Annotated in this window: 16 protein-coding genes; all 16 read left to right on the top strand. The window is 53.9% G+C overall.

Annotated features, from left to right (window positions below; all coding sequences use genetic code 11):
• Positions 1-11 precede the first annotated feature (11 nt).
• Positions 12-674 carry a type IV secretion system protein gene (locus FMR86_RS20065; protein ID WP_163353208.1) on the top strand — a complete coding sequence of 221 codons (663 nt, stop codon included), beginning with the start codon at positions 12-14 and terminating at the stop codon, positions 672-674.
• An 8-nt stretch (positions 675-682) separates the two neighbouring features.
• Positions 683-1,558, top strand: a complete 876-nt coding sequence (gene trbG, locus FMR86_RS20060; RefSeq protein WP_163353207.1) for a P-type conjugative transfer protein TrbG — start codon at positions 683-685, stop codon at positions 1,556-1,558.
• Positions 1,555-2,298, top strand: coding sequence for a TcpQ domain-containing protein (locus FMR86_RS20055; protein WP_163353205.1), 744 nt, complete (start codon positions 1,555-1,557; stop codon positions 2,296-2,298). The genes trbG and FMR86_RS20055 overlap by 4 nt, the downstream gene beginning before the upstream one ends.
• Before the next feature lies 1 nt (position 2,299).
• Entirely contained in the window at positions 2,300-3,829 is a 1,530-nt protein-coding gene (locus FMR86_RS20050) for a secretin N-terminal domain-containing protein (RefSeq protein ID WP_163353204.1), read from the top strand.
• Positions 3,830-3,831: 2 nt separating this feature from the next.
• Positions 3,832-5,055 (top strand): type 4b pilus protein PilO2, encoded by a 1,224-nt coding sequence (gene pilO2, locus FMR86_RS20045; RefSeq protein ID WP_163353202.1) that lies wholly within the window; start codon positions 3,832-3,834, stop codon positions 5,053-5,055.
• Entirely contained in the window at positions 5,042-5,701 is a 660-nt protein-coding gene (gene pilP, locus FMR86_RS20040; RefSeq protein WP_163353201.1) for a type IV pilus biogenesis protein PilP, read from the top strand. Before pilO2 ends, pilP begins: the two co-directional genes overlap by 14 nt.
• 5 nt (positions 5,702-5,706) lie before the next feature.
• Positions 5,707-7,266, top strand: a complete 1,560-nt coding sequence (locus FMR86_RS20035) for an ATPase, T2SS/T4P/T4SS family (RefSeq protein WP_163353200.1) — start codon at positions 5,707-5,709, stop codon at positions 7,264-7,266.
• Positions 7,253-8,323: a type II secretion system F family protein gene (locus FMR86_RS20030; RefSeq protein ID WP_163353198.1), complete on the top strand. Its 1,071-nt coding sequence runs from the start codon at positions 7,253-7,255 to the stop codon at positions 8,321-8,323. The genes FMR86_RS20035 and FMR86_RS20030 overlap by 14 nt, the downstream gene beginning before the upstream one ends.
• Before the next feature lie 12 nt (positions 8,324-8,335).
• Complete coding sequence (locus FMR86_RS20025; RefSeq protein WP_163353197.1) at positions 8,336-8,815, top strand: type 4 pilus major pilin; 480 nt, start codon at positions 8,336-8,338, stop codon at positions 8,813-8,815.
• A gap of 17 nt (positions 8,816-8,832) precedes the next feature.
• On the top strand, positions 8,833-9,261 hold the full coding sequence (gene pilM, locus FMR86_RS20020; RefSeq protein WP_163353196.1) for a type IV pilus biogenesis protein PilM: 429 nt from the start codon (positions 8,833-8,835) through the stop codon (positions 9,259-9,261).
• Positions 9,262-9,404: 143 nt separating this feature from the next.
• The gene (pilV, locus tag FMR86_RS20015; protein ID WP_163353195.1) at positions 9,405-10,556 is read left to right on the top strand and encodes a shufflon system plasmid conjugative transfer pilus tip adhesin PilV; all 1,152 of its coding nucleotides are present in this window, start codon (positions 9,405-9,407) and stop codon (positions 10,554-10,556) included.
• Positions 10,557-10,568: 12 nt separating this feature from the next.
• Positions 10,569-11,108 (top strand): tail fiber protein, encoded by a 540-nt coding sequence (locus tag FMR86_RS20010; RefSeq protein ID WP_163353194.1) that lies wholly within the window; start codon positions 10,569-10,571, stop codon positions 11,106-11,108.
• A gap of 9 nt (positions 11,109-11,117) precedes the next feature.
• Positions 11,118-12,347 (top strand): TrbI/VirB10 family protein, encoded by a 1,230-nt coding sequence (locus tag FMR86_RS20005; RefSeq protein ID WP_163353193.1) that lies wholly within the window; start codon positions 11,118-11,120, stop codon positions 12,345-12,347.
• A gap of 2 nt (positions 12,348-12,349) precedes the next feature.
• Entirely contained in the window at positions 12,350-14,296 is a 1,947-nt protein-coding gene (locus FMR86_RS20000; RefSeq protein WP_163353191.1) for a type IV secretory system conjugative DNA transfer family protein, read from the top strand.
• 130 nt (positions 14,297-14,426) lie between these two features.
• Positions 14,427-15,962 carry a hypothetical protein gene (locus tag FMR86_RS19995; protein ID WP_163353190.1) on the top strand — a complete coding sequence of 512 codons (1,536 nt, stop codon included), beginning with the start codon at positions 14,427-14,429 and terminating at the stop codon, positions 15,960-15,962.
• Positions 15,959-16,459: conjugative transfer signal peptidase TraF (gene traF, locus FMR86_RS19990; RefSeq protein ID WP_163353188.1), on the top strand; the 501-nt coding region annotated here is incomplete at its 3' end. The genes FMR86_RS19995 and traF, both read left to right, overlap by 4 nt.

Below are 16,459 nucleotides of genomic sequence, written 5' to 3'. Positions count from 1 at the left end.
ACAGGATAACTATGCCCAAAAACCGTCCAAATTCTGCCTATTTAGCCGCCAAAGAAGAATGGTTCGAGCGTTACGCCAGCTACATAAAAAGCCGTAATCAATGGCGTTTTGCCGCTTTGATCATGGCCCTGACCGTTTGCCTCTCGCTTTGCGTCAACATCGTTCAGGCCGTGCAGAACAAGGTCGTTCCCTACGTGGTCGAGGTGGACAAACTCGGCCAGTCCGTTGCGGTCAAACGCGCGGATCAGGCCGGTCCGGTTTCAAAGCGGATCATTCAGGCTGAAATCGCCAATCTGATCACCAACTGGCGCACCGTCACCGCAGACATCGGACTCCAGAAAAAAATGGTCCGGCGCATGTCCTCCTTTGTGGTCGGCGCGGCCAGAGGTGCCACCAAGGGTTGGTACAAAACCCATAACCCTTACCAGCGGGGACAGAAAACCCTTGTGGAAATCGACATCAAGGGCATCCCGCTGCCGGTCAGCTCCGAGAGCTGGCGTATCGAATGGCTGGAAACCGTGCGCAACCATTCAGGCGTAGCCGTTTCCAGCACCAAATATGAAGCGACCCTCAAGGTCCGCATCTCCCCACCAACAACAGACAGCCAGATTATCAGGAACCCTGCGGGCGTTTACGTCACAGAACTCTCCTGGGCGAAACTTCTTGAACAATAGGAGACACAATGAGACAGACTCTTCTCTCAATATTCCTTGTGCTTATCAGCGTCTGCACGGCATGGGCCGCGCCGCTGCCAGCACCGGATTACATCAGCAAAAAAGACATTCCCCTGAACAGCAAGGAGTGGGCAGCACTCAAGCTCTCGCGGGAATGGATGAACCGCAAAATCAAGCCGATCATGCAGAGCAACGGCAAGGTTGTTTACGTTTACGGCGCGACCCTGCCGACCCTTATCTGCTCCCCACTCATGGCCTCGGACCTTGAACTCCAGCCCGGTGAAAACGTCAATGACGTCATCATCGGAGACACCGCTCGCTGGATGGTGGTTGTGGGCCGATCCGGCATGCCGGGCCGGGAACGCACCCACCTCATTATCAAGCCCCTTGATGCCGGACTGGTGACCAGCGCGGTCATCACCACCGACCGCCGTACCTATCACTTGAAACTGGTTTCCCGGCGCAAGGGACACACTCCCTACGTGGCCTTTCTGTACCCGGAAGATCAGCAGAAAATCCTTAAAGCCAGCCTGAAAAAAAAGGAACGCAAAGAGGTCTGGGAGACCACCAGCATTGCAGGCAAGACCGTGGATCTTTCGACCCTCGACTTCAGCTACGCCATCAGCGGCGATGATGCGAGCTGGAAGCCCATGCGCGTCTACAACGACGGAATCAGGACTTTTATCCAGCTTCCAAGGACATCCACCCGGACCGAAATCCCGGTGCTGCTGGTGGAAAAGGCCGGGCAGGAAGCAATCGTCAATTACCGGGTCAAAGGCAATGCCATGATCGTGGATGAAATCTTTGAAAAAGCAATCCTCGTGGCCGGGACCGGAACGGATCAGGCCAAGGTGGAAATAAACCGTATTGAGGTAACAAAATGAGAAAATTAATCCCCTTACTTCTGCTGTTGATGACACTCATCGCCGCCAGCGGCTGCTCCGTAAAACAGGCGGGCAGCCAGATTGAAGCTGAAATAATGAGCCAGCAGACAACCATGTACCAAGAGCAGGAAATTGAGCCGCTGGTGGAAGAAGCCGCGCTCAAGGTTGCCGGACATTACCCTCCGGGCCGGACCGTCCTGCACCTGAATGTTCCTGACAATGACTTCGGCTGGAAGTTTGATGCCAGCATCCGCGCACAGGGCTTTCAATTCAGCCCCGCATCCACAGACCCCAACGTGCTGGATATGGACATGGTCTTTGATGGAATCGGCAACAGCACTCTCTATTACCTGCATGTCAAAGCTTCGGACGGCTGGTCTTTCGGACAGGTCTATAACCTTACCCATGAAGGATTTGAAAAAGCCGGTCTGCTGACTCAGACCCCTGCCTATTTTGAGTTCGTGGGCAATGACTCCAAGCAGGTTGAATCCCCACTGGACGAAGACTGGAACATTGTTCCCGGCGGCCTGCGGGATCAACTCAAACGCTGGGCCGGTCGCGCTGAATACACACTGGTCTGGAAAGCTCCCCATGATTTCCAAATGCAGGCCGGGACCACTTTCCGGGACACCTTCCCCAGAGCCGTCAAACGGCTCTTTTCCAGAATGCATGCCAGCGGAAATTCACTGCGCGTAACCATCTATCAGGCCAACAAGGTCGTTGAAGTCTGCGAGGATTAACATGAAACGAGTTCTTTTATTTATGCTCTGCGTCTGTCTGTTTGTCAGCGGATGCACCAATTTCCAGCCTTCCCCGCAGGAACGGTCGGTAAAGGGTCGCGCCGCATCCATGCGCCAAGCGACCATGAAAAAAACAGTCACTGTTGTTCATGCTCCATACGTGGGCGCGGTTCCGGTGGAACTGGACGACAACAAGCTGCCTGCCGTCTTTTCCAGACGAATCACCCTCAACCTAAGACGCCCGCTGACCGCGCCGGAACTGGCGAGAAAAATCAGCGAGCAGGTTCCCGTTCATATCGAAGTCGTGCAGGACGCGGACAGCGATGTACATGTTGCGCAGGAAAATCAGGACCGCAAAACACCTGAACGCATGCAGCTCATGTATGACGGCCAGCTCAAAGGGTTGCTGGACAACATGTGTGATTTCTTCGGCATGGGCTGGGAATACGACTCCAGTCGGGCAAAGGTTGAAATTGCCCGTTTGCAGACCAGATCCTTTAGCCTTGATGTTGCGCCGGGAAATATCAAATACGAATCGACCATCACCAACAAATCTCAGACTTCCGGCAATTCCGGCAACGCCAACAACATTAACGGCGTAGGCCAGACCACCAAAACCTCGGACAGTGTCAGCCAGACCTCGCAGACCAACAAGGCCAGCTATGAAGGCGATGTCTGGAAGGATACCCAAAGAGCGGTGGAAGCCATGCTCAGCAAGGACGGCAGAGTCGTGGTTAACGAAGCTGCCGGAATGGTTACTGTGACCGACACCAACACGGTCCTGCGCCGGGTTGAAAAATACATCAATTCCCTGAACTCCAAGATGGGCAGGCAGGTGGCCCTTGCAGTCAAAGTCTGGTCACTGGAACTCAACCGCAATGCGGATACCGGCTTCAATCTTGAGACCGCGCTCAAGGCCGGGCAATCCAGTTTCAGCCTGCTCGGCGGACAGCCGCACAGCTCCCTTGCCGGTGCGGGAACTCTGACCGCCGCCATTCTTGACGGCAACTGGAAGGACACCAAGCTCATGCTTCGCGCCCTGCGTCAGCGTGGGCGTACCACCCTGCTGACTTCCGGCTCCGGGATCGTGATGAACAATCAGGCCTTGCCGGTGCAGGTGGTCAAGCGTGATTCCTATCTCGCCGGGGTCAGCTCAACCACCACTGAAAACTCCATGCAGACCTCGGAACTCACGCCCGGCGAGGTTTCCACCGGCTTCTCCATGACCGTGCTTCCGCACATCATGGATAACCGCAAAGCCATCCTGCAATACAACATTACCCTGTCTTCGCTGGACTCCATGAAGGAATTCTCTTCCGGCTCCATGACCATCCAGTTGCCGCAGGTCTCCACCCGCAGCTTCAGCCAGCGGGTAAAAATGAAGTGCGGTCAGACTCTGGTGCTGGCCGGATTCGAGCAGGAAAGCAATCAGGATTCCAAGGGAATCGGCTTCACCTCCGGCGGACTCAGCCAACAGTACGGCAAAAGCCTGATCATCATCACCATTGAAATGGAAAGTGCCGGGGTCTAGCCATGCAACATATTATCATTAAAAAGAAAAAATACGCCATCGGTCTCTGGTGGCAATTCATTAACGGCTCCGGCAAACGCAAAGACGCGCTGCAACAGGCCCGCATTCTGGCCGAAAAATTCCCCGAAGGCGGATACAACTGCGTTGCAATCAGAAAGCAGCAATTCGGCCTTGGAAATTGCGCTGAAGCAAAGATCAAACGTCTGCCCTCACTGGCCTGTGCGCTGGTTGAGCGTTCCCTGCCCACATGGATCGGAATGTTCTGCCTCGGTGAAGAATTGTGGTGGGTTTGCGCGATCAGCAAGAAAAACATCGCTGCTGAAGGCGACCAATACTTCAACTCACAGGCTGAAGCAAAAGCCCACTTCAACAACCTCAAATCCCTGTCCGACTGGGATGACAACGAGATTCTTTGCGAAACCGTTGAAGAGTCCATGGATCATTTCAATGGACTGCTGCGAGTTTCTGAAAAAGTTCAACCGCTAGTTGAAGAAAATAGCCGAGGCTTGTGGATTTCCTGTGTTGCGCTGTGCGCGGCCCTGCTCATGGGCTGGTTGATCTGGGATCAGTTTCAGCAGGATAAGCTTGCAGAACTGCGCAGACTTGCAGCCATTGAGAGCAAGCTCAAACAGCAGGAAGTTGCGCCGGTTCTTATAGATCTCGACACGCTCTTCCCGAAGACATGGAACGAAAGCGCGCTGCCTTCAGCTTTTGCATATGAATTCCTGCGTGCCGTGCGTCACACCGAACCGTACACCCTCGGCTGGAAGCTGAAATCCATTATCCGCAATGGTGAAGGGATTTATATGGCTTGGCTGCATCAGCAGGGTGCGCAGTTTACCGACCGTCCCGGAAATTCCACTCTCGGCCCTCGCCCGGAGCTGGCTGAAATCACCATTCCGTATGCACTCAAGAATCAACGGGCAAAACAGGAGCTGGGCCAGAAATCCGAAGTCACTGCCCGACTCTATGAGCTGACTCGCGTTCTCGCCGCAAAGCTGCGCCTGAACTGGAAGAACCCCGAAATCAAAAAGCTCGACAAGACAAGCCAGTTCACCGCTCCGTGGATCAAAGGAGAATGGAAGCTGTCTGCACTGCCGTCGATTTCGGTTATTTCCGAACCGCTCTTCTTTGAGCTGGACACTATCCCCGGACTGGTTCTCACAAAAATCGACCTCACTGAAAACAAATGCACCATGGAGGGACAGATCTATGCGTCTTATTAACCTCGTCCTGATCGTGCTCCTGCTGGCAACTGCCGTTTATGCGCAGGAATCTGCTGACTTGGATTCTTTAGCCAAGCCTCTGGTTTCCGCTCCTGCAAACAGCTCCATGCCGGTTGGAAATGGAACTGCGTTCAACGCAACCGTTGCGGGACATAGCAACGGAACAAACGCGACTATCCCGGCTTTCTACGAAGCCACCAACAGCACGAGTAACGCCACAACTACCCAGCCTGAGTCTGCCAAGAAACAGACATCGGCAAGGCCCAAAATCAGCGGCCCCGCTTTTGTTTCTCTTGAAGGCTTGAGTGCGCTTCATTCACAGCTCGACGTCCTCAATGTGCAGGTCAAGATTGCTGAAAAGCAAAAGAAACTGCGTGAGCTGACCATGCCGATCATCCCGGTCCTGCCTCCCGCTTCGGCAACTCCCAAAGCTGCCGTAAAAAAGAAAAGCCGTCCTGTCTGGCCCAAAATCGTTTCCATTCAGGGAGTAGACGGAAGACTCTCCGCAACTCTGCTCAGTCGTGACGGCATGCAGACCGTAAGCGAGGGCGCAAGCGTAGGAATCGGCAGGGTTGATGTCATAACCCCGCAGTCAGTGGTTGTCCGCCACAACGGCAAGAACATTCCCTTGAAGTTCGCGGAGTAATCAGCATGACCAACAACGAAATACCAACGGTTCTGCAAGAACGGGTCATGCTCCTTGAGGGCGTGATCCTGATCTCTGCGGAGCTGGAAGATGACGCGCATCTGATGTCTTTCCTCAGCTACGCCGCCCGCAAAGGTTACACCGAGACCAAACGAGTGGAAGCCAGTGAATTCCAGAAGCTGCGCAAGAAGCATTACACCCGCATCGAGACAGAAAGCGATATTCAGACCCTTGCCGTAAACATCATCGCCGATGCTCACAAGCAGGGCGCGTCCGACATCCATTTGACCGATGAAGGACCGTTTGCCTCCATCAAATTCCGCAAGCTGGGCATGGTGCAGGATTACAAGCAGCTCAAAGGCGAGCGTGGCCGCAAGGTCATTGTGGCCATCTATCAGACCATGTCCAATCAGGTCGATTCAACCTTCATTCCCAGTGAGCGGCAGGACGGCAGAATCGTAAACAACGACTTCCTGCCCTCGGAAGTCCATTCCATCCGTATTCATACCGAGCCGCTGGAATGTGCCATGGCCGACAACGGCACCGGGACATTCATGGCCCTGCGCCTGCTCTATGACCGCACCACGGCCAAGGGCAATCTGGCTGATCGGCTCGCCAGCCTCGGATACTCCGAACAGCACAAGTGCGACTTTCAGACCCTGACCCAGCGGTCCGGGCTTTCGCTGCTTTCCGGTCCCACCGGACACGGCAAAAGTACCGCGCTCAAGCACATCATGGAAAGCATGGCCGAGGAAAATCCCGAAAAGAACTACCTCGCCATTGAAGATCCGCCGGAATATCCGCTGGAGCGGGTCAAGCAGGTCCGGGTCAGCACCAATGATCAGGATGAAAACAGAGGTCGTGCTTACCGTAACGCCATTGCCGGGGCCATGCGCTCCGACCCGGATGAAATCATGATCGGTGAAATTCGTTATCCGCAGGCTGCTTCCGCCGCACTGGATGCAGCCCAGACCGGGCACGGCGTCTGGACCACGGTTCACGCCAACTCTGCCTTTGGAATCATTCAGCGCATGGTCTCCCTGCTGCGTGCGGCCAATTACCCTGATCCGCTGGAATATCTCTGCGACCACACAGTGCTTTCTGGCCTGCATCATCAACGGCTGGTCCCGGTGCTCTGCACCAAGTGCAGGATGCCTATCAAAGATGTCTTCGCCCTTGGCCCTAACAATGAACTGCGCCGCAGAAGCCTTCCGCAACCGCTTTTGGAACGGCTCATGTCCACCATCACCGACATGGACCGGATTCATATTCGTGGTGAAGGCTGCGCAGATTGCGCGGGCATGGGCATCATCAGCCAGACTGTTGCCGCTGAACTGGTCCCCACTGACCACGTAATTCTTAACGCCATCCGTAATGGGAATATGGACGCTGCCTACAAACATTGGCGGAATGAATTGAACGGCAGAACCTTTGTGGATCATGCCCTTGAACTTATCCAGACAGGTGTCGTTGATCCCTGCCTTGCCGAACTGCGGCTTGGTGTTCCGCTGGATTACGACCGCAAACATAGTGGTTTCGGGGAGTTTGCCCATGCAGTTGCTTAAGCACACCAGCCTGCTGGCAAAGCTCTTCTTTACCCAGCAGGTACGAATCAGGGTTTACCGCAAACTCGCGGCCATGACCCGCCACGGAATCAACGTGGCTGAGGCTGTCAGCTACATTGAAGAACGCTACGCCAAGCAGCGCAACTTGCTCAGCCCGGTGCTCACAGAGGTCTCGGCCCGCATCAATTCCGGGGACAGCATTCATGAAGCCCTGCGCGGATTCATTCCCGCCGAGGAAGCAATGCTCCTTCAGAGCGGCATGGAATCCGGGAAACTTCACGAAGCCCTTGAGCTTTGCGTGCGGCTTATCAAAGCCCGATTGAAGATCGTCAGCTCCATGTGGAAAGCATTGAGCTACCCGACGATCCTGATCCTTGCCCTGATTGCCCTGCTGCTGGTGCTCTCGCGCTACGTAGTGCCCAAACTTGCAGAGCTTTCCGACCCTTCCCGCTGGGTGGGCAGCGCAAATACCCTCTATCAGGTGGCCGGATTCGTGGATTCCACCTTCGGGACCATTCTGCTTGTCGGGATAGTGCTGCTTTTCTTCACTTCACTGGCGACTATCAAGGTCTGGACCGGCAAAATCCGGGTCCGCTTTGACGGCCTGCCGCCGTGGTCATTCTACCGGCTCATCATTGGAAGTCTCTGGCTCTTCACCCTCTCAACCCTGATGAAATCCGGGATTCAGCTCTCGCAAGCCATGAACGACATGCTTGAGACTACCGGTTCCAGTCCGTGGCTCAAGGAACGGCTGAATTCAATCAAGGCCCAACTCAATCTCGGCAAAGGGATCGGCGAGGCCTTGGACGATTCCGGCTACCGCTTCCCCGCTCAAACCATCATCGAAGATCTACGCATCTATTCCACACTTCCCGGATTCGATGCCCGGCTGCACCTCATTGCCGAGGAATGGCTGGCTGAAGGCATGGAAACAATCAAAGCGCAGGCCAAAATCATCAACATAACCTGCATCATCGGCATCAGTTCAATGATCACCAGCATCGTGCTCGCGGTGACATCACTTCAACAACAACTCGGTCAAAACATGGGATATTAAAGGAAAAAAGATATGACATTACTCGAAACTCTCGGCGCACTGCTTATCGGCCTCATCGTACTCGGCGGCTCCGGCTACATGATTTCAAAAGGAATTGACAACGACAAAATTGCCAAGGCGGAACAGAACCTTTCCACCTTCCGCCTCGACATCAAAAACCTCTATCAGGGCGAACCGGACTTCAACGGCCTGACCACAGATATTGCCGTGACCAACGAAGCCGTGCCTGACGGCATGATCAAAAGCAGCGGCGAAGTGCGCAACGTCTGGAACGGCGCAGTTACCGTTGCCGCCGGAACCGATCCAACCACCTTCACTATCACCCACAACAGCGTGCCCGAATACGCCTGCGTAAAGCTGGCGACCTTTCAGGCCGGTTCATGGGTTTCAGTCACAGTCAATGGCGTGGTCATCCAGCAGGCCAGCGGAATGGTTGCTGCCATCACCAATCAGCTCGCCGCCACCAACACAATCGTCTTCACTTCCAACTAACCGGGGCTTTGATCTCTATGAAAATCCTAGCCGCACTGTTCAGCATTCTCGGCATCATGGCTCTGGTCATGGCCGAGTCCAGCTTCAGTCCCCGGACCTTTCAGGCCGAAGCGGTAGCCACCAATTACGGTGTCTACCGCGACGCCGTGAACAATTACGCACTCAGCAATTCCGCCCCCGCGTCCGGTGAAATATCAACCTCGCTTCTCAGATTGCCGTCCGGTTGGAATCCCATCCGCAACTGGCCCAACCGCGTAGACAACGGCCACATCTACGTCTGGGGACCAGTCAATAAACTGGAAGCAAAAGCAATCAGGGACTTGTTCCTGAACAGCTATGCCATCGGAATCAACCGCAACGGCAAGCTTTTCAACAAATACGGGAACGGCGTTTCATTGCCCTCATTCATACCCGAAGGCTGCATCGTCAGCGTTATTAAGAAGTAAGAGGGATTGGATGCGCTTCGCGCTTTTGACGATCGCTATGCCTCCGGCGGCTCTCCGAGGGCCCTTTCAGGGGGACCAGAAGGGCTAAGCCCCTCTGGACTCCCTAATAGGGGCTTGGCGCAATACATACGAATGGAATTAACATGATAGATAAATGCAAAATTAAACAACAAGGCTTTACTCTGATTGAAGTGCTGGCGGCTTTGATCATACTTGCCATGCTCATGCCTTTGCTCGGTGATTTCATCGACCGCGGTGTTGAGCAGATCAAGCAGCGCAATGTCAGCAACCACCTCGCTGCCGTGCTTGATGCGGCCTCCGATTACACCAAGGAAAACTACTCCGACCTGATCACCTCTTCAACTGCTTCCGGTGCGACTGCGGTCACTATGGCCCAGCTCCGCACCGGGGGCTTTCTCCCTGACGGGTTTCTGGATCTCAACGGCTGGGGCCAACGGTACGGAATCTACGTGCTCCAGCCTTCAGTCGGGGATTTGCAGGTCCTAGTCTTGACCTATGCCGGACGCACACACTCAGCAAATGACAAGAACTTCAGCACCACTTTTGCCCCGGCAACTGCGGCCATGGTCGGCGGTGCCGGGGGCTATATTCCCACCGGAGAAATGCCCGGTCAATCAGCATCCGAGCTGCGCGGATCTTTCGGCGGCTGGACTGTTGATCTTGCAGCCACAGACATCCCCGTACCTGCTCCCGGCCATATCGGCGGACGCGCTTTCCTGCGTGAAAAGGACATCAGCAAGGACTTCCTTTACCGCGTGGAAGTCCCCGACCACCCGGAGCTGAACGAAATGTTCACCGAGCTGGATATGACCGATCACGCCATTGAAAACGTGAAAGAAGTTCACTTTGAAAAGCACACCCTTGCCGACATCGATGCGTCCGGCTTCTGCGGAGATCCCGATAAGGAAGGCCGTGTTTTCTTCGACCCTGCCGTAGGTCTTTACATCTGCCGCGCCGGTGAACCACAGGTCATTGCCGATTCCGGCAACTCGCAATTCCTGAAAGGCTCCACCGTTGCCATCAATGGAGAACTGATTCCCAAACCAACCTGCGCCCCCGGCGTCAGTTCCACCTCGCAAATCTTCGTAGCTCCTGCCGCATTTGCCGAAGGTTCTGTTTCAAAATCCATCGTTGCCGTGCAGTGCTGGGCCACAAGTGAGGACGCCGACAACTGGCGCGTWCACATGCGCATTCGCACCGCAGACTCCGATTCCTCATGGATTTCACCACCAGCCGGGACCGGCAGAATAATGGTCCTCACTACCTGTAATTAAAGGAAAACAAACATGAAAAGAATAATCTTTCCCCTCATATTTATACTGCTGTTTTGCTCCGCAGCCTTTGCCGGAGACGCCACCAGCTACACCCTGAGCAACGTCACACCGCAAAAAATCAGCGGCGTTCCAGTGGGAACCGTTGTTCCGTGGCCTGCCGGATCAGTCCCCGACGGCTGGCTTGAATGCAACGGCCAGTCCACCAGCGGTCATTCAGAACTGGCCGCAATTGTCGGCAGCAGAGTTCCCGATCTACGCGGTGAATTCATTCGCGGTTGGGATCATGGCCGTGGGGTTGATGGCGGCAGAAGTCTGCTGAATGTGCAGTCTGACCAGTTGAGAGCGCACAACCATATTCAAGGTTTGCCTGAAACAAACGTGCGTAATCCTAGCAGACACACCCGCTATGGTTACACCAGCGGCCCCATGCACGGCGGGGTTGGCGACGATGAAAGCCGCGTCAGTAATCGCTGGTTTTTCACCTCCACAACCGGCGGTTCCGAGACTCGCCCGCGCAACGTGGCGATGATGTACATCATCAAGGCTGAATAGGTGGTGGCTATGTCAGATTCTCCCAACAGCCTCGCCCGTCCCAAGGTCAAAGTCGCCAGACTGGATAAACGCATCATGTACGTCATCGCCGCTGTAGCTCTGCTGCTGGTGGTTATTCTGATTTATGCCGTCCAGAACTCCAATAAAAAGGAAACTGCACAGGCCCAAAGCACCACCGCTCCAATAACCGAAGCAGACACAAGGCAGCCGATTCAAGACCCGGAGCAAAAATCCGGGCTTTCTATGCCGCCGCAGAGCGAAAAGCATGAAGAGGAAAGGGCAAGACCTTTGAGCAAATCACTGGTGACCGTGGTTCGCCCTGAAGAACCTACAGAGCTTGAAAAGCAGCGCATGAAAGAAGAAGTCGAGCTGCGTGCCTTCCGCATTGAAAACATGAAGGCTGCTCTCAATTCACCGCTCAGGGCTGCGGCTGCTATTCCTGAAAAGAAGCTGCCGCAGACGCAAATCATCAGCACGCCGAACATTGAAGACATTCGTTCCCGACATCCGTTGAGCATAAGCGAAGCATCCACAATGCCCTCCGTTCAAAAGGATGACCAGCAGGCCAAGGAAGATTTCCTCAACTCCCGTGCCGGTAAAGATGGATCTTGGCAACTCCCTTATGAACGTGTCCCCGGAAAGCCTTTTGAGCTGAAAACCGGGGCGGTCATTAATGGCATAATGATCAGCGGCATTAACTCCGACCTGCCCGGCCAGATTCTTGGGCAGGTCAGCCAAAATATCTATGACACTGCCACGGGCCAGCACCTGCTGATCCCGCAAGGCTCGCGCATGATCGGGGTTTATGATTCACGGGTGGCCGTGGGGCAATCGCGTGTTCTGGTCGCGTGGAACAGGATAATCTTTCCTGACGGCTCTTCCATTACGCTTGGCATTATGCCAGGCACCGATGTGGGAGGTTATGGCGGCTACACCGGGGATGTGGACAACCATTATCTGCGCATTTTCGGATCTTCAGCCATTATGAGCATGGTCAGCGGCGGCGCGGCCTACGCCATGGACAAATTCAACAAAGGGTCATCCTCAAACAACAACCCAAGTCTTCAGGATGAACTGGGTTCATCTCTTTCCAGCCAGCTCGGCCAGTCCACCCTCTCTTTGCTGCAAAGCAACATGAGCATCAAACCGGCCATCAGCACCGTGCCGGGTAAGCGTTTCAACATGGTGGTCACCAAGGACATCGTTTTTGCCCGCCCCTACACCCCGTATCGGAGCTGATTATGGGCAGGAACGTTTATGGCCTTGGCAACAAGGCTGCCTCCAGAAGTTGGATTTATCATCTCGTAATCATGCTTGTAATTGCGCTGACTGCCATGGGCTACGCCACGCAGCAGATTGCGGAGCTTTTCAACTATCATAAGGATCTTGGGATACCTGTTTACAAGAACTTCTACTGGCCGTGGATGTTCTTTAGCTGGCTTCCGCTGCTGCCATCCGGCAAATATCTGGATAAAATCATATCCGATGCCCAGCTCGTCTTTGCCGTCCCTTTGATGCTTCAGATCAGTTTTCTGCTGCTCTTTTCCCAAAGGCCCAAAGGGGTGAAGGACATCCACGGAACCGCTCACTGGGCCGATAAAAAGGAAATCAAACAGGCCGGATTGCTCGGCGGTTCCGGGGTTTATGTGGGCGGCTGGCTGGACAAGAAAATCCTGCGCTATCTGCGCCACAGCGGCCCCGAACACATCATGGCCTTTGCCCCGACCCGTTCCGGTAAGGGTGTGGGACTGGTTCTGCCGACCCTGCTTGCATGGGAAGGTAGTTCCATTGTTCTGGACATCAAGGGCGAAAACTGGGCTTTGACTTCCGGCTGGCGCAAACAGCAAGGCCACAAGGTCATGAAGTTTGATCCCACTGATGCCACGGGCAACGCGGCCCGCTACAATCCGCTTTCCGAGATCAGGATCGACGGACCGCACGCCATTCCCGATGCCCAGAACATTGCCAGCATGATCGTTGATCCTGACGGCAAGGGGCTCAAGGATTACTGGAACAAAGCCGCCTTTTCATTCCTCGGCGGAACCATTCTGCATTGCCTGATTCTATACCGAATCAGGGAAGATCGGCACGCCACGCTCAACGACCTTTCGCTCATGCTTGCTGACGAGGAGCGGGACATTTCGGCCTTGTTCGAGGAGATGCTCACCGACAAACACGATAAATATCTGCGTGAACTTTTCGGCGATGCCATGGACGAAAGCTCCATCATTGCCATCAAGAAATTCATCTCCGCCTCTGCCCGTGAAATGCTCAACAAAGCCGAGGCCGAGCTTTCCGGGGTTGTCTCCACTGCCGTCGCCAACATGGCCCTTTATCGTGATCCGGTAGTCAGTCGGGCCACTTCCGGCTGTGACTTCCGCATCAAGGATCTGATGAATACTGCGGAACCGGTTTCACTTTATCTGGTCATCCGGCCCTCAGATATTGACCGCCTGCGCCCGCTGGTGCGCTTGATCCTGAACATCGTCCTGCGCCGCCTGACCGAGAATATGGAATTTGAAAACGGACAGGCCAAGGCCGGATACCGCCACCGTCTGCTGCTCATGCTTGATGAGTTCACCTCGCTGGGCAAGATGGAAATTTTTGAACGCGCTCTGGCCTTCATGGCCGGGTACGGCATCAAAGCCTACATCATCGTGCAGGATCTGGCTCAACTTCAGTCCGCTTACGGCAAAGATGAGTCGATCATGAGTAACTGCCATCTGCGCATTGCCTACGCTCCCAACAAGATTGAAACCGCGCAGGTCCTTTCCAAAATGACCGGCGAGGCCACAATCGTCCAGAAAAAGACCTCCATTTCCGGCACGCGCTCCGGGCATATGAACAAGGCCAACGTCAGCATTTCCGAAGCCAAGCGGACTTTGCTCACCCCTGACGAATGCATGCGTCTTCCCGGCGCGGAAAAAGACGGTAGCGGCAGGATCATCAAAGCCGGGGACATGCTCATATTCCCCGCCGGTTTTGCGCCCATCTATGGGATGCAAATTCTCTTTTTCCTTGATCCTGAATTCCTTAAGCGGTCAATGATTCCGGCCCCGGAGAAGTCCGATCTTATCCATGTTTCGGGTCCTGAAGGCCCGGTAAAAACAGAACCTACCTCTGAAGAATTAAGCGAACAGATGGACGAGCTGATTGATGACAACAGCCCCTATGAAGAGAGCGAATAATTCTGAAATCATAAAGCCTTGAGAAATGCGGACATTGTCAACGCTGCCAATGTCCGCACTCCCGGCAATCATAAATAAGAGATGACTCCGTCCTTGCGATTTCCAGAACCCATAACAGCACCGTAATTTTATGACTTCAGTGGCGAATAAAGACGAATTTTACAGCTCCCTTTCCCCCATCGGCAAAAGGATCATTGCCGCCCTTATCCAGTCCGCGCCGACTATGGAAAGGTCGTTTCCTTTTGTGCTTTCCAGCCTCCAGCACATCGCTAAATGCAGCAAATTAAGCGTGCTGCGTACCATCCCAAAAGGTGAGAAGGCCGGACTATTCGAGCGCAAAAACCACGAAGCAGGCCGCAGGCACGGGAGCATCGTCACCCTGAATAAAAAACGCTGTGAGCGGTTTCTTGAGCTGCATACTGAGGAATACGGTCAGCCTCCTGTTACCAAAGATGTTACCGAAGCTGATACCAATGCTGACCGCTATCCCGATACCATTGATAATAGCCCTGATCGAAATGGTCGAAACACCGCCCAATCATTAAATATGGAGAGCAAAGCCGATCGACTTTTTTCCCGCTTATCCGATCAGGGCAAACGTATATTCGGTATCATTTCAGAGATTGCAGACCATGCCGAGCAAGATGAGATTTCACTTGTAATTCAATCTGTTGCCAGAGAAGCACTTTGCAGCGAAGTGACCGCGAGACGGGTAATCAAGCTGGGCCATGAGCATGGACTCTACAGTAAAAGACAGCACGAGCGCGGTCCCCATTTCGGCATCATTCTCAAGATGAATGCCAAGCCTATGAAGCGCATGAAGGAACTATTGCAAGCCTTTCCCATGCAGGCTGATACCGAAAGTGTTCGCAAAGCTGATCGCTATCAACCCGCTGTTACCGAACATGATCGGTATATTGATCGTAATGTTACCGATCTGGATACCAAACGTGAAAGGTATACGTTTTCCGCAATTGCCGAGCATGTAAAACAAGCTGTTAACCGTTGTGAATCAAGGGCTGACAATAATTCCGCATCGCATCCTGAAACCAATGAAGATCGGTATCAAGATCTCTTCTTATTAGATAGACAGAAAAGAAATCTATCTGATTCTGAAGAAAATGAATTATGGGCGCAAAGACTGCTGTCGCTCAGCGCGGATGATTTTGAAGCCCTCTGGCCCAGACTCCATGCCGAGAAATTCGGCCCGGATCAGATTCGGCAGATTGTTCTACATCGCTTGCCCGTGGGTGAAAGCGTTGCCGACATCGAGAACTCACTCCATGCCGTGGAATGGGAACTGGAACACGATACGTTCCCCAAAGCCCACAAAGGTCCGTGCAATTATGTTTTCGCCACTCTGAAAAGCAAAGGCACTTGGCGCAGGCCGGTGGGCTTCCTGACTCCCAACGAACAGATTCTTGCCAACATGGAGAAAGAAAAATCCGTAATCCGCAAGATCGATGAGCTGAAAAAACAGCAGGCGAAAGAAGCAAAGCAGTCCGTGCAGGATGAGAAATTTGAAAAATGGCTCGCTGTACAGACACCTGAAGAGCTGCGCCAGATAGACGCACGCTGCTGTCCAAGACCTCCTAAAACGGACCAATCCAAACGCACATGGCGCAAGGCTTATTGGAATAAATTTATCATCGGGGAGGCAGCATGAAGCGATTCCTGTTGATTTCCTTCTGCTGTCACGCGCTGGGCCTTGTCTTCCTGCTGCATTTTGCCGGGTATCGGATCAACCTGACCGATTCCATGGCTCATGGCGTTTATCAGATCGTCCCCGGAAAACCTGTGCGCGGGGACCTGATCACCTTCAGCCTTGATGAGCAAAATCCGTATTTCAACATCGCCCTCAAGCGTCATTATCTGGGCTGGAACAACAGGCCGCTGCTCAAGGTTCTGGTAGGTCTTCCCGGCGACACTCTCCAGATCAGCAAAGACGGCATCAGCATCAATTCCGAACTGCTGCCGCGCACTCAAGCCAAGCCTGCCGACCAGCACGGCAACCCTTTACCAATTTTCCTGAAACCAACAGTTCTTCCCTCCGGCAAATGTCTGGCCCTGTCCACTCATTCCGAAAACAGCTTTGATGGCCGTTACTTCGGGTTGGTCAATCTTGATCAATTGCAGAGGGTTGTACCTGTTTTAACCATCGGG

This window comes from Desulfovibrio sp. JC010 (assembly GCF_010470675.1).
GTDB lineage: Bacteria > Desulfobacterota > Desulfovibrionia > Desulfovibrionales > Desulfovibrionaceae > Maridesulfovibrio.
Note: the sequence above shows the minus strand (reverse complement) of the source record. Positions and strands in the feature narration are given on the sequence as shown.

Bases quoted from the DNA above. Each gene is read 5' to 3' on its own strand.
- FMR86_RS20065 (WP_163353208.1), top strand. From the start codon at position 12: ATGCCCAAAAACCGTCCAAATTCTGCCTATTTAGCCGCCAAAGAAGAA.
- trbG (WP_163353207.1), top strand. From the start codon at position 683: ATGAGACAGACTCTTCTCTCAATATTCCTTGTGCTTATCAGCGTCTGC.
- FMR86_RS20055 (WP_163353205.1), top strand. From the start codon at position 1,555: ATGAGAAAATTAATCCCCTTACTTCTGCTGTTGATGACACTCATCGCC.
- FMR86_RS20050 (WP_163353204.1), top strand. From the start codon at position 2,300: ATGAAACGAGTTCTTTTATTTATGCTCTGCGTCTGTCTGTTTGTCAGC.
- pilO2 (WP_163353202.1), top strand. From the start codon at position 3,832: ATGCAACATATTATCATTAAAAAGAAAAAATACGCCATCGGTCTCTGG.
- pilP (WP_163353201.1), top strand. From the start codon at position 5,042: ATGCGTCTTATTAACCTCGTCCTGATCGTGCTCCTGCTGGCAACTGCC.
- FMR86_RS20035 (WP_163353200.1), top strand. From the start codon at position 5,707: ATGACCAACAACGAAATACCAACGGTTCTGCAAGAACGGGTCATGCTC.
- FMR86_RS20030 (WP_163353198.1), top strand. From the start codon at position 7,253: ATGCAGTTGCTTAAGCACACCAGCCTGCTGGCAAAGCTCTTCTTTACC.
- FMR86_RS20025 (WP_163353197.1), top strand. From the start codon at position 8,336: ATGACATTACTCGAAACTCTCGGCGCACTGCTTATCGGCCTCATCGTA.
- pilM (WP_163353196.1), top strand. From the start codon at position 8,833: ATGAAAATCCTAGCCGCACTGTTCAGCATTCTCGGCATCATGGCTCTG.
- FMR86_RS20010 (WP_163353194.1), top strand. From the start codon at position 10,569: ATGAAAAGAATAATCTTTCCCCTCATATTTATACTGCTGTTTTGCTCC.
- FMR86_RS20005 (WP_163353193.1), top strand. From the start codon at position 11,118: ATGTCAGATTCTCCCAACAGCCTCGCCCGTCCCAAGGTCAAAGTCGCC.
- FMR86_RS20000 (WP_163353191.1), top strand. From the start codon at position 12,350: ATGGGCAGGAACGTTTATGGCCTTGGCAACAAGGCTGCCTCCAGAAGT.
- FMR86_RS19995 (WP_163353190.1), top strand. From the start codon at position 14,427: ATGACTTCAGTGGCGAATAAAGACGAATTTTACAGCTCCCTTTCCCCC.